This window comes from Dactylosporangium sp. CS-033363 (assembly GCF_050942475.1).
Taxonomy (GTDB): Bacteria; Actinomycetota; Actinomycetes; order Mycobacteriales; family Micromonosporaceae; genus Dactylosporangium.
The window spans coordinates 2733295-2754335 of record NZ_CP192032.1; the positions used below are offsets into that span (position 1 = coordinate 2733295).

Genomic DNA, 21041 nt, shown 5'->3' on the forward strand with positions numbered 1-21041 from the left:
CCCGCGGACGCGCTGGCGTTGGTGCGGGAAGTGTTGCCTGCGCTCGGTTCCGTCGCGTGTGTGTCTACTGTGGATGGTCGGCGCGAGCTGGCGGAATCGGTGGCGGCGGAGTTAGGATGTGGTGTCGTCTCGTTCGCGGCCGAGGCGCTGCACGAAGTGGTTGTTCCGTCGCCGTCCGCCCGTGTGACCTCCGCGCTCGGCACGCCGAGTGTCGCTGAGGCGGCCGCCTTACTTGCCGCTGGTTCGTCTTCGGCCGCTGTGCTGCTGGTCGGGAAACGGTCCTCGGCGGTCGCTACTGTCGCTGTGGCGGCGGCTGCGCCTGATGTCGTTGTGGTGGGTATCGGGGCTGATGGGGAGCTGAGCGCTGCCGGGCTTGCGGCTCTTCGCGAGGCCGAGGTGGTGTTCGGCGGGCCGCGGCAGCTCGAACTGCTGCCTCCCGCCGTGGGTGGTGCTGAGCGCATCGCCTGGCCGTCGCCGCTGGTGCCTGCATTGCCGCGGCTCGTGGCCGAGCAGCATGGCCGGCGGGTGTGCGTGCTTGCCAGCGGTGACCCGATGCACTACGGGATCGGGACCACGTTGGTGCGGTTGCTGGGCGCCGAGCACGTGCGCGTCGTGGCGTTCCCGTCGTCGGTTTCACTGGCCTGCGCCCGGCTCGGGTGGGCGGTCGAGGACACTGAAGTTGTTCGCGACACCGGGCTGCTGCGGCGCCACCTCCACAATGGACGGCGGGTGCTCGTACTCTCCGCCGGGAAGCAGACGCCGCTCGAAGTTGCGCAGATCCTTGCCGAGAGCGGGTTCGGCGACAGTGCCGTCACGATTCTCGAGGACCTCGGGACGGCCGGCGAGCGCATGCATCACGATCCGTCCGATGCCCGGCCGCTCAATGTCGTGGCGGTCGAGTGTCGCGGCGGGGATGGGATCGCGGTGGCGGGTGGGGTCGAGGATTCGCGGTACGATAGCGATGGCCAGCTCACCAAGCGCGAGATCCGCGCGGTCACGCTCGCCGTCCTCGCCCCGCGGCCCGGCGAGCTGCTCTGGGACGTCGGCGCCGGCTCCGGCAGCATCGGCATCGAGTGGATGCGGGCCCACCGTGCCTGCCGCGCCGTGGCCTTCGAGCGCGACCCCGAGCGCGCCGAGCGGGTCGAGCGCAACGCGCGCACCTTCGGCGTGCCCGGCCTGGAAATCGTCGTCGGCGCCGCCCCCGAGGCCCTGCACCAGCGCGCCGACCGCCCCGACGCCATCTTCATCGGCGGCGGCCTCACCGCGCCCGGCGTGTTCGACGCCTGCTGGAACGCCCTGCGCCCCGGCGGCCGGCTGGTCGCCAACGCCGTCACCATCGAGTCCGAGCGGCTCGTGGCCGACCTGCAGAGCCGGCACGGCGGCGAGCTCACCCGCATCGCGATCAACCGAGCCGCCCCCGTCGGCGGCTTCCTGGCCTGGCGCCCCATGCTCCCCGTGACCCAGTGGACGGTGCACCGATGACCGTGTACTTCATCGGCGCCGGCCCCGGCGCCCCCGACCTCATCACCGTCCGCGGCCGCGACCGCATCGCCGCCGCCCCGGTCTGCCTTTACGCGGGCAGTCTGGTCCCGGTCGAGCTGCTGACGTACTGCCCGGAAGGCGCCCGCCTGGTCGACACCGCGAACCTGGACCTGGACCAGATCGTGGCCGAGTTGGTCGCCGCCCACGAGCAGGGGCTGGACGTGGCCCGCCTGCACTCCGGCGATCCCTCGGTCTTCAGCGCCATGGCCGAGCAGCTCCGCCGCCTGGATACGGCCGGCGTCCCGTACGAGATCGTCCCCGGCGTACCGGCCTTCGCCGCGGCGGCGGCCTCCTTGGGCCGCGAACTGACGGTCCCCGGAGTGGCCCAGTCGGTGGTCCTGACCCGGACGGCCGCGCGGGCAACCCCGATGCCGCCGCGCGAGGACCTGGCAACCCTGGCCGCGAGCCGGTCCACCTTGGTGCTGCACCTGGCAGTGCAACGGATCGAAGAGCTGGCCCCGGAGCTGGCCACGTACTACGGCGCGGATTGCCCGGCCGCGGTGGTCGCCTACGCCAGCCGCCCGGACGAGGTGGTCCTCCGTGGCACCCTGGCCGACATCGCCGACCAGGTGAAGGCGGCCGGCATCAAGCGCACCGCGGTCATCATCGTGGGCTCGGTTCTCACGGCGGCCGAGTTCCCCGACAGCCACCTGTACTCAACGAGCCGGCACCGCCCCTGACTCGCCCGTACCTGCGCTGAGCTGCGAAAACGTTAAGTCGGGCGCTGGCGCGTCGCGACTTAGGGAGACCGTCAATAGGGTGGAATCAGGGCGTTCGGGACGTAGGTACGGGGACGGGCACAGGCATCGGTCGATCGTGGGAGTTCTCTACGCTCCGCGACTGACCTGGGGATGCCGGTGCCCGTGCTGCCATCATCGCTGCTGGAACCGATCTGGATCGAGTTCGCCGCGCTGTTACCCGTCCGGGGTGAGTTCGATCCCACGCATCCGCTGGGCTGTCACCGGCGGCGGGTGCCGGACCGGGTGGTGTTCGAGCACGTCATCGCTGCCTTGGTCCACGGATCGGGTTACGAGCGGATCGCCGGTCCGGGCTGCTCGGACTCGACGATCCGCCGCCGGCTGCGGTCGTGGGCGTCGGCCGGCCTGGGCGGGCACGTGCATGCGCTGGTCCTGGCCGCGTTCGACCGGATGATCGGGCTGCAGCTGAGCGATCTGGCCGTGGACGGGTGTAGCACCAAGGCGGTGGCGGGCGGCGCGCACGTGGGCCGGTCACCGGTCGACCGGGGCAAAAGGCGGCCGGGGCAAAGGCGGCCGGGGCAAAGGCGGCCGGAAACGGTCGGTGGTCACTGACGGCGGCGGGGTCCCGCTCGGCGTCGTCGCGGCGGGCGCGAACCGGCACGACGGCCCGCTGCTCGGCCCGCTGCTCGGCCCGACCCTCGACGCCGCGGTCAGCCAGGTCGGACCACGCTGGCCGGAGCAGGTCACGGTGCATCTGGACGCCGGCTACGACTCCATCCCCACCCGGCAGCTGCTCGCCGGGCGAGGCTGGACCGGCCGGATCGCCCGCCGTGGCCGGCCAGCGCCGGTCCAGGCCGGCCGACGCTGGGTCGTGGAAGCCGACCACGCCTGGATGAACGGGTTCGGCAAACTCCGCCGACACACCGACCGCCACCCAGCCGTCATCGACTTCTACCACTACCTCGCCGCGGCCCTCGTGACCCTGCGAGCCCTCATCCGCCAAGCCCGCACCCACTCCCGATGGACCGGCATGCCCACAGCACGGCGACTCCGATGACACCTACTGACGGTCTCCCTAAGTCGCGGCGCTGGCGCGCCGCGACTTAACGCATTTTTCGCCTGTCCGGGTATAAATGCGGATATGTCCGATCACGAGGTGTCGGACATATCAAGCCAAGATCAACCCAGCCCGATCCAGACGTCGTCCAGCGAGCCGTGGAACTGGTCGTTGTCGTTGCCGTCGCCCTTGCCGCCGATGCTGAGCGGTACCGCATTGGTGATCGCGAGCGTGGCCGGGATCGCCGAGGTGGCGTGGACGGCATCGTCGACCAGGAGGGTCAAGGTCGCGCCCGCGCGGCGGCACTCCAGTTTGTGCCAGCCGCCGTCGGCGATCGAGACGTCCGACTGGGCCACGTGGATGCCGCGCACGACGTTGTCGGACATCACGCAGCTGGGGCGGCCCGCGCGGCCGTCGACCTGCAGTTTGTACTGGCCGCCGGCGGCCGAGTAGCCCTTCTGCAGGATGTTCTCGCCCGAGCCCGTCTGGCCCTTGCCGAGTTTGACCGTGGCGCCGTAGCGGATCGGGTTCGCGCCCGGATTCAGCTCCGGGGTGTTCGGGGCCTGCAGGACGGCGTGCGGGCACTTGCGGCCGGTGCACTTGGCCGGGAAGGCGGCCGCGCGGCCCGTGTCGCGGATCGCGAGCTTGACCTTGCCGCCGCGGGTGGTGAACGGCGTCAGGGTGTGGCCGCGGCCCGACAGGTCGCCGATCGTGCCGCTGGCCTCGACCGTGTCGAAGGTGTACCGGGCGATGATCACCGGGCCCGCCGCGTCCTCCGAAGCGGTGGTGGCGGCGGTCGTCGGTGATGCCGTGCCGAGCAGTGCCACGGCGCTGGTCAGCGCCGTCGCCGCGAGCGTCCCCCATCTCCTCATGTCCGAAATGTGCCATATTTGCCGGTCTGCAACCACGGAATTCCACCATCGTGTCGGTTACTGTATGAAGCCGTTCGGACGACGGGCGGTCACCCAAACGCGGCTCTGGAACACTGGTGGGATGCGGTGGGCGGTGATCGTGGCGGTCGTCGCCCTTGTCGTCGGCGTGCCCGGGGCGGCGTTGGCCCAGGAAGCCCGGGAAGCGCACGAAACCCGGGAAACCCGCGAGGCGGCGAGCCCGGCCGAGGTCTGCCGGATCACCGACCCGAGTGTCACCGAGGCGTCGGGGCTGGCCGCGCTGCCCGGCGGCGGGTACCTCGTGGAGAACGACTCCAACCCCGAGCCCCGCAAGACCCGTCTGTTCTACCTCGGGCCGGACTGCAAGGTGACCCGCAGCGTGGGGTACCCGACGACGGCCCGCGACCCCGAGGACCTCGCCGTCGCCCGGGACGGGACGGTGTGGATCGCCGACATCGGCGACAACAGCCCGTTGACCGGCGGCTCCGGCAAGCGGCGGGACACCATCGCGCTGTGGACGCTCGCGCCCGGGGCGAAGAGCCTGAAGATCCATCGGCTGCGGTACCCCGACGGCACCCCGCGCGACGCCGAGGCCCTGCTGATCGACGGGCAGGGCCGGCCCGTCATCGTGACCAAGGACCCGAGCGGCGACGTGTTCCGGCTCGACACCCCGCTGCCGACGGACAACGCCGAGGGGGTCCCGCTCACGAGCATCGGGCGGTTCACGGCCACGCACAGCGGCACCAGCAACCCGTTCGGCTTCCTCGGCGACGGCTTCGTCACCGGGGCCGCCGTCTCGCCCGACGGCACGAAGGCGGTCGTGCGCACGTACGCCGACGCCTATGAGTTCGACGTCCCCGACGGCGACGTGGCCAAGGCGATCACCACCGGCACGCCCCGGGTGACCCCGCTGCCGGACGAGCCGCAGGGCGAGGCGATCGCCTACACGCCGGACGGCAAGGACTTCCTCACCGTCTCCGACCAGGCGGGGCCGGTCAGCATCCTGCGCTACACAGTGGACCGCCCCAAGCCGAGCCCGTCGCCCACGCCCGCGAAAGCCGCCGAAAGCACGCCCGGTGAGAGCGCCGTCCCACACGAGAGCCCCGACCGCCGCGGCAAGGTCGCGCTGCTCACCGGCGCGTTCGTCGTGGTCGGCATAGGCCTGGTGGCCGCGGTCGCCAGACGCGCCAGACGGCGCTGAGGCCGGTGTCAGCCGCGGTCGCCGGTCGCGCCAGGCGGCGCTGAGGCCGGCTTCAGGCGCGGTGGCCGGACGCGCCAGACGGCGCTGACAGCCATCCGGTGTCGACGCCCACCGGCGAGCGTGACACGATCGTCACCGACGGATTGACGGGGAGGTCGGAGCCGCGGTGGTGCGCATCGAGGTCGAGCGCGCGACGACGCGCGACATGCGCCGTCGCAACCGCTCCACGCTGCTGTCCGAGCTGTTCTTCCGCGGCCCGCTGAGCCGCCACGACCTGAGCCGGATCACCGGGCTCAGCGCGGCCACGGCCAGCAGCGTCACCGCGGAGCTGCTGCACGAGAACCTGATCATCGAGGCCGGGCAGATCGAGTCCGACGGCGGCCGCCCGCGCGTGCTGCTGCGGGTCAACCCCGGCTTCGGCCGGCTGGTCGGCGCCGACGTCGGCGAGACCGGGGTCAAGGTCGAGCTGTTCGACCTGTCGATGGCCCGGCTGGCCACGGTGGACGAGCCGCTGCCCTCCTCGCGCCCCGACCCGGCCGCCGTCGCCGGGCAGCTCGAGGCCGGCATCCGCGCGGTGCTCAAGGACACGGCCCCGGACGAGGTGCTCGGCATCGGCATCGGGGTTCCGGGCACTGTCGAACAGGCCGACCCGCCCCGGGTGTACGCCCCGACGCTCGGTTGGCGCGGCGTCTCCTTCCACGACCTGCTGCGCGAGCGGGGCATCGACGCGCCGCTGTTCGTCGAGAACGGGGCGAAGACGCAGGGCCAGGCCGAGATGTGGTTCGGGGCCGGCCGGGGCGCCGGCAACGCCGTCATCGTGCTGGTCGGCTCGGGCGTCGGGGCGGCCGTGATCACCAACGGCACCGTGTACCGCGGGGCCAGCAGCAGCGCCGGCGAGTGGGGCCACACCACGGTCGTCTACGGGGGCCGGCAGTGCCGCTGCGGCGCGCGCGGCTGCCTGGAGGCCTACGTCGGGGCCGAGGGCATCCTGGAGCGGTACCGCACGCTCGACCCCGCCACCCCCGCCGCCGACGGCGAGATCGCCGACGTGACCGCCCTGATCGCGGCGGACACCCCGGCCGCGGAGGAGACCCTGGCCGAGACGGCCGGCATGCTCGGCGCCGGCATCGGCAACCTGGTCAACCTGTTCAACCCGGAGAAGGTCGTGCTCGGCGGCTGGGCCGGCCTGGCCCTCGGCGCCCGCGTGCTCGACCGCATCCGTGCGGCCGCCCGCGAGCAGGCCCTGGAGCACCCCTTCGGCCAGGTCTCGATCGAGCTGTGCGAGCTCGGCCCGGACGCGGTCGCCTTCGGCGCGGCCACCCTGCCGATGGCCGAGATCCTCCGCCGGGCCTCGCGGCTCTAAAACCTGAAACACCGCAGGGTAGAGCTGAAACAAAGCATCCCCTGCGCCACGCCCTGTTCACGGGCGGTGGCCAGCCCTAAGCCGCCCTTAATGGCACCCCTTTTTTTGCCTCTTTTATTGACGCGTGATGTTTCCAGTCATAGCCTGCCCTCAATCTGGAAGGGCGCTTAACAGATAGTCGACCGCCCAATCGACCGCCCGACCGGAGCCACCCTCGCGAAAGGCTCCTCCATGGCAAGAACCCGCCTGCTCCGCCGCGGCGTGATCGCCGCCGCCGCCCTCGCCGTGGTCGGCGTGGTCGGCGTCGTGGCGATGAACTCGGCGTCCGCCGCGACCGTCGGAGCGATCACCGGCTACGGCGGCAAGTGCGTCGACGTGGCCGCCGCGAACTCCGCGAACGGCACCCAGGTGCAGCTGTACACCTGCAACGGCACCAACGCCCAGCAGTGGACCATCGGCGACGACGGCACGATCCGCGCGCTCGGCAAGTGTCTCGACGTCAACGCGGCCAGCTCGGCCAACGGCACCAAGGTGCAGATCTACGACTGCAACGGCACCGCGGCGCAGCAGTGGTCGCGCAACAGCGACGGCACCCTGCGCTCGCTCGGCAAGTGCCTGGACGCCACCGGCCCCAGCTCGGCCGACGGCACCAAGCTGCAGATCTGGGACTGCTTCGCCAGCGCCAACCAGAAGTGGACGCTGCCGGGCGGCACCACCAACCCGACCACCGGCGGCCCGACGTCCAACCCGCCCACGAGCAACCCGGCGATGGGCGCCGCGCCGTACGCGTACCTCGGCTGGGGCAACCTGCCCGACCCGCGGACCATCATGAGCGCGACCGGCATCAAGTGGTTCACGATGGCGTTCATCCTCTCCAACGGCGCCTGCGACCCGCTGTGGGACGGCTACCGGCCGCTGACCGGCGGGCAGGACCAGACCACCATCAACAACATCCGCGGCGCCGGCGGTGACGTCGCCGTGTCGTTCGGCGGGGCCAGCGGCCCGTGGCTGGAGCAGACCTGCAGCAGCGCGAGCGCGCTCGCCGCGGCCTACCAGAAGGTCATCAACGCCTACGGCCTCAAGGCGATCGACATCGACATCGAGGGCACGGTGTACAACAACCCGACCCTCCAGCAGCGCACGATCGACGCGCTGAAGACGGTCAAGGCGAACAACCCGAACACGGCCGTCTACGTCACCTTCCCGAGCGACCGCAGCGGCCCGGACTCCTCGATGATCAACCGGGCGGCGGCCAGCGGGCTCACCGTCGACGCGTGGACCATCATGCCCTTCGACTTCGGCGCGGCCGGGCAGAACATGGGCAACCTGACGATCCAGGCCACCGACGGGCTGAAGAACGTCGTCAAGAACGCCTACAAGTACACCGACGACCAGGCGTACCGGCACTCCGGCATCTCGTCGATGAACGGCATCACGGACGTCGGCGAGACGGTCACCGTGGCCGACTTCCGCACCATGCTGGCCTACGCCCAGCAGCACCACCTGGCCCGCTTCACCTTCTGGTCGGCCAACCGCGACCGCCCGTGCAACGGCGGCAGCACCAACGACGACACGTGCAGCGGCGTCTCCCAGGGCGCGTGGGACTACACGAAGGTCATCGCGCAGTACAAGGGCTGAACAAAGGCTGATCCATGAACGGGTGCCCCGGTAAGCGGACGGCCGGGGCACCGGCACGAGGAGGGGCGGACCGGCCGGTCACCCGAACGACAACCCCGGCCGGCCCGCCCCTTCGTCTCCCACCCTCGTTGAAAGGCCTCCCATGGCAAGATCCCGCCTGCTTCGCCGCGGTGCACTCGCCGCGGCCATCCTCGCCATCGTCGGCACGGTCGGCGTCATCGCGATGAACACCGCGTCGGCCGCCACGGCCGGCCAGATCACCGGCTACGGCGGCAAGTGCGTCGACGTGGCCGCCGCGAACTCCGCGAACGGCACCCAGGTGCAGCTGTACACCTGCAACGGCACCACCGCCCAGCAGTGGACGGTGGGCGACGACGGCACGATCCGCGCCCTCGGCAAGTGCCTGGACGTCAACGCGGCCAGCTCGGCCAACGGCACCAAGGTGCAGATCTACGACTGCAACGGCACCGCGGCGCAGCAGTGGGCGCGCAACAGCGACGGCACCCTGCGCTCGCTCGGCAAGTGCCTCGACGCGACCGGGCCGTCCTCGGCCGACGGCACGCCGCTGCAGATCTGGGACTGCTTCGCCAGCGCCAACCAGAAGTGGACGCTGCCGGGCGGGACCACGACGCCGACCTCCAACCCGCCGACGTCGAACCCGCCCAACAACGGCAACCCCGACCTCGGGCCGAACGTGTCCATCTTCGACCCGTCGATGTCGGCCGCGACGATTCAAAGCAAGCTCAACTCGGTGTTCAACGGCCAGCAGAGCAACCAGTTCGGGTCGCAGCGCTACGCGCTGCTGTTCCGGCCCGGGACGTACAACGTCGACGCCAACGTCGGCTTCTACACCCAGGTGGCCGGGCTCGGCCTGTCGCCGGACCAGGTGACCATCAACGGCGCGGTGCACGCCGAGGCGGACTGGTTCCAGGGCAACGCGACCCAGAACTTCTGGCGCTCGGCCGAGAACCTGTCGGTCAACCCCACCGGCGGCACCGACCGCTGGGCCGTGTCGCAGGCCGCCCCGTACCGCCGCATGCACGTGCGCGGCAACCTGCAGCTCGACGACGGCGGCTGGTCCTCCGGCGGCTGGATCTCCGACTCGGCGATCGACGGGCAGATCCGCTCCGGCTCCCAGCAGCAGTGGATCACCCGCAACTCCACCATGGGCAGCTGGACCGGCTCCAACTGGAACATGGTGTTCGTCGGCGACACGAACGCGCCGAGCGGCAACTTCCCCAGCCCGCCGTACACGCGGGTGGCGAGCACCCCGGTCGTGCGCGAGAAGCCGTTCCTCTACGTCGACGGCAACGGCAACTACCAGGTGTTCGTGCCGAGCCTGCGCAGCAACTCGACCGGCAACTCGTGGCAGGGCGGCAGCACGGCCGGCTCGTCGCTGCCGATCAGCCAGTTCTACGTCGTGAAGTCCGGCGCCACCGCGGCCTCCATCAACGCGGCCCTGGCGGCCGGGCAGAACCTGCTGTTCACGCCCGGCGTCTACCACGTCAACGACACCATCCGGATCACCCGCCCGGACACCGTCGTGCTCGGCCTCGGCCTGGCCACGATCGTGCCCGACAACGGCGTGACGGCGATGACGGTCGCTGACGTCGACGGCGTCAAGATCGCGGGTGTACTGTTCGACGCCGGCACCACCAACTCGCCCGTCCTCCTCGAGGTCGGCCCGAGCGGCTCGGCGGCGAACCACGCGGCCAACCCGACGTCGCTGCACGACGTGTTCTTCCGCATCGGCGGCGCCACGGTCGGCAAGGCCACGGTGAGCCTGCGGATCAACTCGAACAACGTGATCGGCGACCACACCTGGATCTGGCGCGCCGACCACGGCAACGGCGGCACCGTCGGCTGGAACACCAACACGGCCGCCAACGGGCTGGTCGTCAACGGCGCCGACGTCACGTTCTACGGGCTGTTCGTCGAGCACTACCAGCAGTACCAGGTGATCTGGAACGGCAACGGCGGGCGGACCTACTTCTTCCAGAACGAGATCCCCTACGACGTGCCGAACCAGTCCAGCTGGTCCAGCGGCGGCGGGGCGCAGGGCTGGGCGGCATACAAGATCGGCGCGGGCGTCACCACGCACGAGGCCTGGGGGCTGGGCAGCTACTGCTTCTTCTCGACCAACCCCAGCGTGGTGCTCGGCCACTCGTTCGAGGTGCCGCAGACCTCGGGCGTCAAGTTCCACGACATGGTGACCGTCTCGCTGGGCGGCACCGGCACCATCTCGCACGTCATCAACAACACGGGCGCGGCGGTGAACTCGGGGCACCAGGTCGAGAATCTGGTGAACTTCCCGTAGGGCTACGCTTCTCCGGTGCCGACCGTGCTCATTCTCGGCGGCACCGGGGAGGCGCGGCGGCTGGCCTCGGTGCTCCCGCCGTCCTACCGCGTGATCTCCTCCCTCGCCGGCCGCGTCGCCGACCCGGCGCTGCCGGCGGGGGAGGTCCGCATCGGCGGCTTCGGCGGCCATGAAGGTCTGGCCGCCTACCTCCGCGCCGAGCACGTCGACATCGTGGTGGACGCGACCCACCCCTTCGCAGAGCGGATTTCAGCCAACGCGGCCATGGCGTGCGCCGAGACGGACAAGCGCTTGTTCGTCCTCAGGCGACCCGGTTATACCGGCACATTTCACCGCACGCCGTCGCTCAAGGCCGCCGCGGAATCCCTTCCGTCGCTTGGCCGTCGCGCGTTCATCACGACCGGCCGCCAGGGAATCGGAAATTTCGTACATGTCCGAATCTGGTGCCTCGTCCGCTGCGTCGAGGAACCGGAACCGCTGCCGCCCAACTTCCACGTGATCCTCGCCCGCGGACCGTTCACAGTGGACGGTGAGCTCGACCTCATGCGAGAGCACCGCATCGACGTCCTCGTCACCAAGGACAGCGGCGGCGCCATGACCGAGGCCAAGCTCGAAGCGGCGAAACGCCTGGAGATCCCGGTGGTGGTCGTCGACCGCCCCCCGGTCACCCCAGGCGTCCCGATAGCGTCCACAGTGGACGAAGTGCTACGGCTGCTTGCGTAGCCAGTACGTCAGGCCGGGCGCCTCCTGCACGTCCGCCCCCGCCCACGGCGAACCCGGCCCGAACGACGTGGCCAGCACCTCGTCGGCGATCGCGGACGCGTGCTCGGCAAGCGCCTCCGAGGTTTCCGGATCCGAAGTGGCGTAGCCGACCTCGATCCGGTCCACCACCTCGAGACCCGAGGACTTCCGCGTCTCCTGTACCTGCCGGATCACCTCCCGGGCGATCCCGGCCCGCCGCAGCTCCGGCGTGATGTGCAGGTCCAGCGCCACGGTCGCGCCGGCGTCGCTCGCGACCGCCCAGCCCTCGCGCGGCGTCTCGGTCAGGAACACGTCCTCGCGCTCCAGCGGGATCGGCTCCCCGTCGACGGTCACGGTGGCCTCGCCCGTCTCCCGCAGGGAGGCCGAGAGCGCCCCGGCGTCCGCGGCGGCGATGGCCTTGGCGATGTCCTGGACGCGCTTGCCGTACCGCTTGCCGAGGCTGCGGAAGTTGGCCTTGGCCGTGGTGTTCACCAGCGAGCCGGTCAGCGGCTCGACCGCCTGCACGTTGAGCTCCTCGGTGAGCTGCTCCAGCAGCGCCGCGTCCAGGGCCGGCGCCGAGACCAGGACCCGGGCCAGCGGCTGGCGGGTCTTCACGGTCGCGTCGGCCCGGGCCGCGCGGCCCAGCTCCACCAGGCGCCGCACGAGCGCCATCTCCTCCGACAGCCGCCGGTCGATCAGCGCCGGGTCCGCGGTCGGGTAGGCCGCCAGATGTACCGACTCCGGCGCATCCGGCGTCGTGGGCACGACGAGGTCCTGCCAGACCCGTTCGGACACGAACGGCGTGATCGGCGCCATGAGCAGCGTGACGGTCGTGACGGCCTCGTGCAGGGTGGCCAGCGCGGCCGGGTCGCCGCGCCAGAACCGGCGCCGCGCCCGCCGCACGTACCAGTTGGACAGGTCGTCGACGAACGCGGCGAGCAGCCGCCCGGCCTTCTGGGTGTCGAAGGCGGCCATCGCCGCGTCGACCTCGCCGACGAGCTGGTTGAGCTCGGAGACGACCCAGCGGTCCAGCACCGGCCGCTCGGCGACCGGCACTGTCCGGTCCGGGGTCCAGCCGGCCGTGCGGGCGTAGAGGCTCTGGAACGCCACGGTGTTCCAGTAGGTCAGCAGGACCTTGCGCACGACCTCCTGGATGAGCGTGGGCCCGACCCGCCGGGCCGACCAGGGCGAGCCGACGGCGGCCATGAACCAGCGCACCGCGTCGGCGCCGTGCTGCTCCAGCAGGGCCATCGGCTCCAGGATGTTGCCGAGGTGCTTGGACATCTTGCGGCCGTCCTCGGCCAGGATGTGGCCGAGGCAGACGACGTTGCGGTAGCTGGACTGCTCGAACACCAGCGTGCCGACCGCCATCAGGGTGTAGAACCAGCCGCGGGTCTGGTCGATCGCCTCGGAGATGAAGTCGGCCGGGTAGCCCGCCTCGAACTGCGCGGCGTTCTGGTGCGGGTACCCGTACTGCGCGAACGGCATCGCCCCCGAGTCGTACCAGGCGTCGATCACCTCGGGCGCCCGCCGCGCCGTCTCCCGGCACTCGGGGCACGGCAGGGTGACGTCGTCGATGTACGGCCGGTGCGGGTCGATGCCCGTCACGTCGCGGCCCGCGAGCTCGGACAGCTCGGCGAGGGACCCGACGCACGTCAGGTGCCCCTCCTCGCAGCGCCAGACCGGCAGCGGGGTGCCCCAGTAGCGGCTGCGGGACAGCGCCCAGTCGACGTTGTTCGTGAGCCAGTCGCCGTACCGCCCGTGCTTGATCGACTCCGGGTGCCAGTTGGTCGCCTCGTTCTCCCGCAGGAGGGCATCCTTGATCTGCGTGGTGCGGATGTACCAGGAGGGCTGCGCGTAGTACAGCAGCGGGGTGTGGCACCGCCAGCAGTGCGGGTAGCTGTGCTCGTAGGCGAGGTGCTTGAACAGCGCTCCGCGCTGCCGCAGGTCCTCGACCAGCAGCGCGTCCGCGTCCTTGAAGAACACCCCGCCGACCATCGGCACCTCGGCGGCGAAGCGCCCGTCGGGGTTGATCGGGTTCACCATCGGCAGGTCGTAGGAGCGGCAGGTGGCGAAGTCGTCGGCGCCGAACGCGGGCGCCTGGTGCACCAGGCCGGTGCCGTCCTCGGTGGTCACGTAGGTGCCGAGGACCACGAAGTGCGCGCCCTCGATCGGCACCAGGTCGAACGGGCGCCGGTACGTCCAGCGCTCCATCTCCTTGCCGGTGAACGACTCGCCGGTGGCGGTCCAGCCCTCGCCGAGCGCCTTGCCGACGAGCGGCTCGGCCACGACCAGGCGCTCGGTGCCGTCGGTGGCGACGACATACGTGACATCCGGGTGTACCGCCACCGCCGTATTGGACACGAGCGTCCACGGCGTCGTCGTCCACACGAGCAGCGCCGCGTCCTCAACCGGTCCCGAGGTGAGCGGGAAGCGTACGAAGACGGACGGGTCGACCACGTTCTCGTAGCCCTGGGCGAGCTCGTGGTCGGACAGCCCGGTCTGGTCCCGCGGGCACCAGGGCGAGACCCGGAAGTCCTCGGCCAGCAGCCCCTTGTCGAAGATCTGCTTGAGCGACCACCAGACCGACTCGATGTACTGCGGATCCATGGTCCGGTAGGCCCGGTCCATGTCGACCCAGTAGCCCATCCGCTCGGTCAGCCGCCCGAACGCGTCGGTGTGCCGGGTGACGGAGTCGCGGCACTTCGCGTTGAACTCGGCGACGCCGTAGGCCTCGATGTCCTGCTTGCCGGAGAAGCCCAGCTCCTTCTCGACGGCGAGCTCGACGGGCAGGCCGTGGCAGTCCCAGCCGGCCTTGCGCCCGACATGAAAGCCCTTCATCGTCTTGTACCGCGGGAAGACGTCCTTGAACACCCGCGCCTCGATGTGGTGGGCGCCGGGCATCCCGTTCGCGGTGGGCGGGCCCTCGTAGAACACCCACTCCGGCCGCCCCTCGGACTGCGCGAGGCTGCGCCCGAACACGTCCCGCGCCTTCCACAGCGCGAGCACCTCATGGTCTACCGCGGACAGGTCGACCTGCGCAGGTACCGGCCGATACATGACGTTGTGCCCCCTTCGAAACCCGACTGACCAGTCTAAGCCGACGGCGGCGTGGCGCGGTTTGGGGATACGGGGCGCCGGTCGCGCCACATATTGTCGGTTTACACGACGGCGACATCCCAAGGGACGGATACAACATGAGCGACTACGACGACGGCGGCCAGCTCGACCAGGGCTACACCGGCGACGAGCAGCCCGACCTCGGTGGCCCGGACACCGACTACAGCCACTTCGCCGGCGGCCAGGAGCACTCGGCGATGGACCAGCTGCACGCCGACCAGGGCTCGGAGACCGACCTCGAGCAGCAGTTCGGCGTCTACGGCCACGACTTCTCCCAGCACGAGACCAGCGCGCTCGAGCAGGGCCAGCACGTCGCGTACAGCGCCGGCTACGACGAGGGCGAGCAGCCCGCCTTCACCGGCGGCGACATCGACGACCTGCACAGCCGCCTGAGCGGCCTGGGCGGCGAGGAAGAGACCGGCTCGGCCGGCCTCGGCGTCGCCGACCGCTGACCCACGCTTTCGACCGACCCGGCCGGGCCTATGCGTGCCCGGCCGGGTTCAGGTCGAGCGCGATGTCCACCAGCAGGTCCTCCTGGCCGCCGACCAGACCCCGGCGGCCCGCCTCGAGCAGGAGCGTGCGCACGTCGGTGCCGTACCGCTCGGCCGCGCGCTCGGCGTGGCGCAGGAAGCTCGAGTACACCCCCGCGTAGCCGAGGGTCAGCGTCTCCCGGTCGACTCGTACGGGCCGGTCCTGCAGCGGCCGCACCAGGTCGTCGGCCGCGTCCTGCAGCGCGAACAGGTCCGCGCCGTGCTCCCACCCGTCGAGCGCGGCCGCCGCGGCGAACGCCTCCAGGTTGCAGTTCCCGGCCCCGGCCCCGTGCCCCGCCAGCGAGGCGTCGACGCGCACCGCGCCCGCCTCCACCGCCGCCAGTGAGTTGGCCACGGCGAGGGACAGGTTGTCGTGGGCGTGGATGCCGACCTCGGTCGCCGCGTCCAGCACGTCGCGGTAGGCCCGGACGCGCTCGGTGATGCCCCGCGGTGTCAGGTGCCCGCCGGAGTCGGTCACGTAGACGCAGTGCGCGCCGTACGACTCCATCAGCCGCGCCTGCCCGGCCAGCGCCGCGGGCGGTGCCAGGTGGCTCATCATCAGGAACCCGGACACGTCCAGCCCGAGCTCGCGCGCGGTCGCGATGTGCTGGGCGGCGATGTCGGCCTCGGTGCAGTGCGTGGCGATCCGCACCGAGCGGACCCCGAGCGCGTGGGCGGCGCGCAGGTCGCGGACGGTACCGATGCCGGGCAGCAGCAGCGTGGTCAGCCGGGCGTGGGTGACCGCCCCGGCGACGGCCGCGATCCAGTCGGCGTCGGTGTGGCTGCCCGGCCCGTAGGTCAGGCTGGTCCCGGCGAGCCCGTCGCCGTGCGCGACCTCGATGGCGTCGACCCCGGCCGCGTCCAGCGCGCTCGCGATCGCCGCCGCCGTCGCGGGGCCGAGGCGGTGACGGGTCGCGTGCATCCCATCGCGAAGTGTCACATCCTGCAGATACACTCTCATCGCGGCACCATCCCCTCGCCGACCCGGACAGCGGCGGCGGTCATGATGTCGAGGTTCCCGGCGTAGGCCGGCAGGTAGTGCCCGGCGCCTTCCACCTCGAGCAGCACCGTGACCTGGTGCGTGACCCCGGCGGCGAGGGTGGACACGCCGTCGCGCAGCGGCTCGACCTGCACGGGTTGCTTCAACCGGTACCCGGGCACGTACGCGGCCACGCTCGCCACCATGGCCTCGACCGCCGCCGTCACGCGCCCGGCCGCGCCGCCGTCCAGGGCGACCAGGCAGCAGACCGTGTCCCGCATGATGATCGGCGGGTCGGCCGGGTTGAGCACGATGATCGCCTTGCCGCGCCGCGCCCCGCCGACCGTCTCGATGGCCCGCGCGGTCGTCTCGGTGAACTCGTCGATGTTGGCCCGGGTGCCCGGACCGGCCGAGCGGGACGCGATCGAGGCCACGATCTCGGCGTAGGCGACCGGCACGACCGACGCGACGGCGGCCACGATCGGGATGGTGGCCTGCCCGCCGCACGTGACCATGTTGACGTTCGCCGCCCCGCGGTGCGCCCCGAGGTTGACCGCCGGCACCACATAGGGCCCGACGGCGGCCGGGGTCAGATCCACGAGCCGGATGTCGTACTCCCCGAGCCTCGCCGCATTCGCCCGATGCGCCGCGGCCGAGGTGGCGTCGAACACCACCCGCACGTCGTCGAAGCAGTCCAGCTTCAGCAGCCCGTCGACCCCGTCGGCGGTCGTCGCGAGCCCGAGCCGCGCGGCCCGGGCCAGCCCGTCGGACTCCGGATCGATCCCCACCATGGCCAGGGGTTCGAGCACCCCGGAGCCGCGCAGCAGCTTGACCATCAGGTCGGTGCCGATGTTCCCGGACCCGATGATGGCGGCGCCGGCGCTCATGCGAACACCGCCGGGGATGGTGTCGATGGTTCCCGGCCCGGTCTTGGCCGCGCCGGCGCTCACGTGAAGACCGCCGCGACGGTGCCGAGGCCCGTGATGGTGGCCTCGTAGCGCTCGCCAGCCGTGACGGGCACCATCGGGCCCAGCGCGCCGGAGAGCACGATCTCCCCGGCCAGCAGCGGGCGGCCCACGTCGCGGGCGGTCGCGGCGAGCCAGGCGACGGCGTCGAGCGGGTTGCCCAGGCAGGCGGCCCCGGTGCCGGTGGAGACCACGGACCCGTCGCGGGCCATCGCCATCGTGCAGGCGGGCAGGTCCAGCCCCGCGAGGGGAACCCGGGCGGCGCCGAGCACGAACAGCCCGGAGGACGCGTTGTCGGCCACGGTGTCCACGATGTCGATTTCCCACCCGGCGATCCGGCTGTCCACGATCTCCAGCGCGGGCGCGACGGCCGCGGTCGCCGCGGCCACCGCCTCCGGGCTCACGTCGCCGTCGAGGTCCGCGCCGAGAATGAAGGCGATCTCGGCCTCGATCCGCGGCTGCAGCAGCGAGCCGGCGTAGATGGGCATCCCGCTGGAGCGGTCCATCCAGGCCAGCAGCGTCCCGAAGTCGGGCCGGTCGACCCCGAGCTGCGCCTGCACCGCGGGATTGGTCAGCCCGACCTTCCGCCCGACGACGGGGGAGCCGTCCGCCTCGACCCAGGCCGCCTGCACCGCGTACGCGGCGGCGATGTCCCTGGCCGGCAGCAGCCCGCGGACCGGCGGGCACGGCACCCCGCTCGCCCGCGCCTCCAGGAGACTCGACAAAGCATCCACGTCAGCTCACCTCGAAGGTCGGGACCGGTTCGTAGCACGGCACCCCGGTGGCCGGGGCCTCGATCGAGCTCGGCAGCGAGCCCACGGAGTTCGGCACCCCGCCGGGCCGAGCCGCGGGGGAACTCGGCAGCGCGTCCATGTCAGCTCACCTCGAAGGTCGTGCCGATGCCCATGCCGGTGATCCATTCCGGGACCGGTTCGTAGCTTGTCCACACCAGGGGGCGGCCGGCCGCGGCGAGGCCGATGAGCCAGGTGCGCACCTCGTGGCCGCCGCTGCCGGCGTCCTTCTCCAGGCCCTCGTCGCCCAGGCCGACCACGGCGTCCACATCGGACAGTGCGAGGCGCTCCAGGAACCAGGCGTCCCAGCCGGCGTTGACCGGGGCGTCAGCCCGGCCGGCCAGGGCGCGGACGCGGGGCTCGCGGGCGGCCGAGAACGCCTCGACGTCGCGGCGGCCGTGGATCATCGAGGCCCGCCGGTCGGCCGGGACCCCCGGGTCGCGGGGGTCGTTGGACGGCAGCCAGTGCGACAGCCCGCCGCTCGCCACGAGCAGGACCCTTCCCTGGTACTGCGAGCCGCCGATCGCCGCGCCCAACGCCCTACCCAACTCGACGCAGCGGCCCAGCGAGGGCAGCGGGGGAGCGGCGGTGTTGACGACGAGCGGCACGATCGGGAGTTCGGCGCCGCCGCGGACCATCTCGTAGCTCTGCACGATGCCGTGGTCGACGGTCAGCGCGAAGGACAGCGCCACGTCGAACGCGCCGGCGAGTCCGTCGCGCACCGACCAGGCCAGCTCCTCGGCGACCGGGAGGCGGCCGCGGCGGCTGTCGAAGTCGCCGAACGCGTGCACCGCCTCGACGCCGAGCACGAACGGCGGCATGGCGTCGTAGAAGTTGGCGTGGAAGTGGTCGGGCCCGATGACGACCACCGCGTCCGGAGCCAAGGCCCGCACCGCCGCGGCGACCCGTTCGGTGTCGGCCAGGAACCTTCCGCCGGGCGCCTCCGGATCGGCAGGCGGCATCATCGTCGCGAACGGCGAGTGCGACATGCCGACCAGCCCGACGATCTCGCTCATCGCGCGGCCTCCGTTGTGGTCGGCTCGGCTTGCGGCGACGGTCGCGCCGGGCGGCTCATGACGGGTCCGGGTGGTCGAGCAGGAACTGGCGGTGGCTCTGGAGGTACAAACGCGGCTTCTCCCACTGCGGCCAATGTCCCGCGTCCTCGATGACCGTGAGCCTGGCGTCGGGAATCCAGCCGAGCAGCAGGTCGGCCTCGTCCAGCCCGCCGGTCGGGTCGTGGTCGGTCCACAGCAGCAGGGTCGGTGCGGCGATCTTCCCGACCCAGGCCGGGTCCCACGCGAAGTCCCGCCGGATCACCGGGTCCTGCAGCACGAGCGTGTTCTCGATGGCGCGGACGAAGCCGGGCCGGGAGTACACCTGGCGGCGCAAATTGACGAGCTCGTCGGTGACCATCTCGGTGTGGTGGAACAGGAACTCGACCCGGCGGCGGACGGTCGCGTCGCTGGGGTCGCGCACCGCGGCCAGCGTCGAGGCCTTGAGCCGCTCCATCACCTCGGGCTTGTTCGCGATGTTCCCGGGCGTGTTCAGCACCAGCCGGTCGACCCGCTCGGGATGGTGGGCGGCGGTCCAGGCGGCGACCCAGCCGCCGAGCGACTCCCCGGACAGGTGCGCGGTCGCGATGCCGAGCGCGTCGAGGAGCCCGACGAGATGGGAGCACAACACATCGATCGTGTACGGCCGGTCGGGCAGCTCCGACCACCCGTGCCCGACCATGTCGTACGCCGTGACGGTGAAGTCCCGCGCGAGCCCGGCGATGTCCCGGGCATAGGCCTCCAGGTGCCCGCCGGTGCCGTGCAGCAGGACGAGGTCGGGGCCGCTTCCGGCGCGCAGGACCCGGGTGCGCACCCCGGCGACGTCGACGTGCCGCAGCTCGTGGTCGGTGTCCGCCAGCTCGCCCCAGATGGAGATGTGCTCGGGCAGGTCAGTCATGTGCGCTCCTCCGGGCCTCGTCGATCGACACCAGCCCGGCGCTCTGCCGGCGGGCGATGCCCAGCGCGGCCAGCAGCCGGGAGTTCTCGATGGTCAGGAACTCGACCGGCTCGTCGGCCGAGTCGTTGTAGTGCCGGTGCCACGTCCACGGCGGCGTGTAGATGAGGTCGCCGGTCGCCCACGCCTCGGTCTCGTCCTCGACCTCGCTGTGCCCGCGGCCGGCGATCACGTAGTGGACGGTCTCGTGGTAGTGCCGCTGCATGTCGGAGCTCTCGCCCGGCGGGATGGTCTGCCGGAAGATCTCGAACGTGGCCGTCGGCAGCTTCCCGGCGATCCGCAGCGTCGTCGGGTTGTGGATCTGCCCGGCCGGCAGGGTCTCCAGTTCGCCGTCGCGCACGACGACCGGCCGAGCCTGGCTCGGCCGGACCGTGTCGCTGATCGCGCCGAGGAACTCGCCGAGGTTGAAACCCGCTCCCGAGGTGGCCATCAGATGGTTTCCGTCCTTCCGCCGTCGACCGTGAGCACGGTGCCGTTGATGTAGCTCGCCTCCGGGCTTACCAGGAACGCGACGGCGGCGGCGAGCTCGTCGGGCTCCCCGGCTCGTCCGGCCGGGACCTTCGCGGTGTCCTCCCGGTCGAGCTCCGCGTATTCGCGGCCGGTTCGTTCGGCTCTGGCTTGGAGGATTTCCCGGCGGCGGGCCGTGTTCGTGGGGCCTGGGGCGACGCAGTTCACCGTCACACCACAGTGGGCGAATTCTTGGGCCAGCAGTTTGGCGGCGGCGGTGACTGCTGCTCGCAGTACAACCGAAATGGCCAAGTCTGGTTGGGGCTGTCTGACCGCGGTCGACGTGATGAACACGATGCGGCCGAAGCCCTTTTCCGCCATGGCGGGCAGCGCGTTTCTTGCCAGTCTCATGGGGCCGAACAACAGCATCTCCGCGCTGTGGTGCCAGGTCTCGTCGTCGATGTCTCGTATGCGGCCTGGGGGTGGGCCGCCTGCGTTGAGGACGAGGACGTCGTAGTCGGTTATCTCGGACACTTGCGAAATGTCGTGTTTTAGTGGGGTGGCGCCCAGCTCCGCGGCGGCCTTCCGGAGGCGGTTCTCGGTGCGGCCCATGATGGTGACGTCGTGGGTGGCGGCGAGGCGGGCGGCGATGGCGTACCCGATGCCGCTGCTGCCGCCGCCGATGAGGGCTTTGATGGCTGGCCTCCTCGATCCGGTGGGCTTAGCCTGACCCGTGTGGACCGCCGGAACCAACG

Annotated in this window: 18 protein-coding genes and 1 pseudogene; 9 read left to right on the forward strand and 10 right to left on the reverse strand. The window is 71.5% G+C overall.

Annotated features, from left to right (window positions below):
- Window positions 1-21 precede the first annotated feature (21 nt).
- From cbiE to ACQPZ4_RS12635, 3 genes and pseudogenes are all read left to right on the forward strand, one after another.
- Window positions 22-1482: a precorrin-6y C5,15-methyltransferase (decarboxylating) subunit CbiE gene (gene cbiE, locus ACQPZ4_RS12625; protein WP_433066479.1), complete on the forward strand. Its 1461-nt coding sequence runs from the start codon at window positions 22-24 to the stop codon at window positions 1480-1482.
- A complete protein-coding gene (gene cobM, locus ACQPZ4_RS12630; RefSeq protein ID WP_433059393.1) occupies window positions 1479-2222 on the forward strand; it encodes a precorrin-4 C(11)-methyltransferase in 744 nt (247 codons plus the stop codon). Before cbiE ends, cobM begins: the two co-directional genes overlap by 4 nt.
- Before the next feature lie 177 nt (window positions 2223-2399).
- Window positions 2400-3297, forward strand: a pseudogene (locus ACQPZ4_RS12635) (IS5 family transposase).
- Window positions 3298-3419: 122 nt separating this feature from the next.
- Here the strand turns inward: ACQPZ4_RS12635 and ACQPZ4_RS12640 are convergent.
- Window positions 3420-4169, reverse strand: a complete 750-nt coding sequence (locus tag ACQPZ4_RS12640) for a LamG-like jellyroll fold domain-containing protein (protein ID WP_433059396.1) — start codon at window positions 4167-4169, stop codon at window positions 3420-3422.
- Window positions 4170-4290: 121 nt separating this feature from the next.
- On the opposite strand from ACQPZ4_RS12640, the gene ACQPZ4_RS12645 reads away from it, so the two are divergent.
- From ACQPZ4_RS12645 to ACQPZ4_RS12665, 5 genes are all read left to right on the forward strand, one after another.
- Window positions 4291-5388 (forward strand): hypothetical protein, encoded by a 1098-nt coding sequence (locus tag ACQPZ4_RS12645; protein WP_433059399.1) that lies wholly within the window; start codon window positions 4291-4293, stop codon window positions 5386-5388.
- A 166-nt stretch (window positions 5389-5554) separates the two neighbouring features.
- Window positions 5555-6751 (forward strand): ROK family protein, encoded by a 1197-nt coding sequence (locus ACQPZ4_RS12650; RefSeq protein ID WP_433059401.1) that lies wholly within the window; start codon window positions 5555-5557, stop codon window positions 6749-6751.
- A gap of 231 nt (window positions 6752-6982) precedes the next feature.
- Window positions 6983-8389: a ricin-type beta-trefoil lectin domain protein gene (locus tag ACQPZ4_RS12655; RefSeq protein WP_433059404.1), complete on the forward strand. Its 1407-nt coding sequence runs from the start codon at window positions 6983-6985 to the stop codon at window positions 8387-8389.
- A gap of 142 nt (window positions 8390-8531) precedes the next feature.
- Complete coding sequence (locus ACQPZ4_RS12660) at window positions 8532-10706, forward strand: ricin-type beta-trefoil lectin domain protein (RefSeq protein ID WP_433059407.1); 2175 nt, start codon at window positions 8532-8534, stop codon at window positions 10704-10706.
- Window positions 10707-10721: 15 nt separating this feature from the next.
- Window positions 10722-11429, forward strand: a complete 708-nt coding sequence (locus ACQPZ4_RS12665; protein WP_433059410.1) for a cobalt-precorrin-6A reductase — start codon at window positions 10722-10724, stop codon at window positions 11427-11429.
- On the opposite strand, the gene ileS is transcribed toward ACQPZ4_RS12665, so the two are convergent.
- Window positions 11412-14507, reverse strand: a complete 3096-nt coding sequence (ileS, locus tag ACQPZ4_RS12670) for an isoleucine--tRNA ligase (RefSeq protein ID WP_433059412.1) — start codon at window positions 14505-14507, stop codon at window positions 11412-11414. The two genes, ACQPZ4_RS12665 and ileS, sit on opposite strands and share 18 nt — an antisense overlap.
- A 137-nt stretch (window positions 14508-14644) precedes the next feature.
- Between ileS and ACQPZ4_RS12675 the strand changes: the two genes are divergently transcribed.
- A complete protein-coding gene (locus tag ACQPZ4_RS12675) occupies window positions 14645-15019 on the forward strand; it encodes a hypothetical protein (RefSeq protein ID WP_433059415.1) in 375 nt (124 codons plus the stop codon).
- 28 nt (window positions 15020-15047) lie between these two features.
- On the opposite strand, the gene dmpG is transcribed toward ACQPZ4_RS12675, so the two are convergent.
- From dmpG to ACQPZ4_RS12715, 8 genes are read right to left on the reverse strand one after another with little or no spacing between them, the layout of a single operon-like run.
- Entirely contained in the window at window positions 15048-16058 is a 1011-nt protein-coding gene (dmpG, locus tag ACQPZ4_RS12680; protein ID WP_433059418.1) for a 4-hydroxy-2-oxovalerate aldolase, read from the reverse strand.
- Window positions 16055-16963, reverse strand: a complete 909-nt coding sequence (locus tag ACQPZ4_RS12685) for an acetaldehyde dehydrogenase (acetylating) (RefSeq protein ID WP_433066482.1) — start codon at window positions 16961-16963, stop codon at window positions 16055-16057. The genes dmpG and ACQPZ4_RS12685 overlap by 4 nt, the downstream gene beginning before the upstream one ends.
- Window positions 16964-17022: 59 nt before the next feature.
- Window positions 17023-17775: a 2-keto-4-pentenoate hydratase gene (locus ACQPZ4_RS12690; protein ID WP_433059421.1), complete on the reverse strand. Its 753-nt coding sequence runs from the start codon at window positions 17773-17775 to the stop codon at window positions 17023-17025.
- 1 nt (window position 17776) lies between these two features.
- Entirely contained in the window at window positions 17777-17914 is a 138-nt protein-coding gene (locus tag ACQPZ4_RS12695) for a hypothetical protein (protein WP_433059424.1), read from the reverse strand.
- Window position 17915: 1 nt separating this feature from the next.
- Window positions 17916-18848 carry a 2,3-dihydroxyphenylpropionate 1,2-dioxygenase gene (locus tag ACQPZ4_RS12700; protein WP_433059427.1) on the reverse strand — a complete coding sequence of 311 codons (933 nt, stop codon included), beginning with the start codon at window positions 18846-18848 and terminating at the stop codon, window positions 17916-17918.
- Window positions 18849-18903: 55 nt separating this feature from the next.
- Window positions 18904-19782 carry an alpha/beta fold hydrolase gene (locus tag ACQPZ4_RS12705; protein WP_433059429.1) on the reverse strand — a complete coding sequence of 293 codons (879 nt, stop codon included), beginning with the start codon at window positions 19780-19782 and terminating at the stop codon, window positions 18904-18906.
- The gene (locus ACQPZ4_RS12710) at window positions 19775-20269 is read right to left on the reverse strand and encodes a cupin domain-containing protein (protein ID WP_433059432.1); all 495 of its coding nucleotides are present in this window, start codon (window positions 20267-20269) and stop codon (window positions 19775-19777) included. The genes ACQPZ4_RS12705 and ACQPZ4_RS12710 overlap by 8 nt, the downstream gene beginning before the upstream one ends.
- Window positions 20269-21039 (reverse strand): SDR family oxidoreductase, encoded by a 771-nt coding sequence (locus ACQPZ4_RS12715; protein WP_433059435.1) that lies wholly within the window; start codon window positions 21037-21039, stop codon window positions 20269-20271. Before ACQPZ4_RS12715 ends, ACQPZ4_RS12710 begins: the two co-directional genes overlap by 1 nt.
- Window positions 21040-21041: the final 2 nt, after the last annotated feature.

What these genes read in the sequence shown, in the direction of transcription:
- cobM (WP_433059393.1), top strand. Translation starts at nt 1,479, where the DNA reads ATGACCGTGTACTTCATCGGCGCCGGCCCCGGCGCCCCCGACCTCATC.
- ACQPZ4_RS12640 (WP_433059396.1), bottom strand. Translation starts at nt 4,169, where the DNA reads ATGAGGAGATGGGGGACGCTCGCGGCGACGGCGCTGACCAGCGCCGTG.
- ACQPZ4_RS12645 (WP_433059399.1), top strand. Translation starts at nt 4,291, where the DNA reads ATGCGGTGGGCGGTGATCGTGGCGGTCGTCGCCCTTGTCGTCGGCGTG.
- ACQPZ4_RS12655 (WP_433059404.1), top strand. Translation starts at nt 6,983, where the DNA reads ATGGCAAGAACCCGCCTGCTCCGCCGCGGCGTGATCGCCGCCGCCGCC.
- ACQPZ4_RS12660 (WP_433059407.1), top strand. Translation starts at nt 8,532, where the DNA reads ATGGCAAGATCCCGCCTGCTTCGCCGCGGTGCACTCGCCGCGGCCATC.
- ileS (WP_433059412.1), bottom strand. Translation starts at nt 14,507, where the DNA reads ATGTATCGGCCGGTACCTGCGCAGGTCGACCTGTCCGCGGTAGACCAT.
- ACQPZ4_RS12675 (WP_433059415.1), top strand. Translation starts at nt 14,645, where the DNA reads ATGAGCGACTACGACGACGGCGGCCAGCTCGACCAGGGCTACACCGGC.
- dmpG (WP_433059418.1), bottom strand. Translation starts at nt 16,058, where the DNA reads ATGAGAGTGTATCTGCAGGATGTGACACTTCGCGATGGGATGCACGCG.
- ACQPZ4_RS12685 (WP_433066482.1), bottom strand. Translation starts at nt 16,963, where the DNA reads ATGAGCGCCGGCGCCGCCATCATCGGGTCCGGGAACATCGGCACCGAC.
- ACQPZ4_RS12695 (WP_433059424.1), bottom strand. Translation starts at nt 17,914, where the DNA reads ATGGACGCGCTGCCGAGTTCCCCCGCGGCTCGGCCCGGCGGGGTGCCG.
- ACQPZ4_RS12700 (WP_433059427.1), bottom strand. Translation starts at nt 18,848, where the DNA reads ATGAGCGAGATCGTCGGGCTGGTCGGCATGTCGCACTCGCCGTTCGCG.
- ACQPZ4_RS12705 (WP_433059429.1), bottom strand. Translation starts at nt 19,782, where the DNA reads ATGACTGACCTGCCCGAGCACATCTCCATCTGGGGCGAGCTGGCGGAC.
- ACQPZ4_RS12710 (WP_433059432.1), bottom strand. Translation starts at nt 20,269, where the DNA reads ATGGCCACCTCGGGAGCGGGTTTCAACCTCGGCGAGTTCCTCGGCGCG.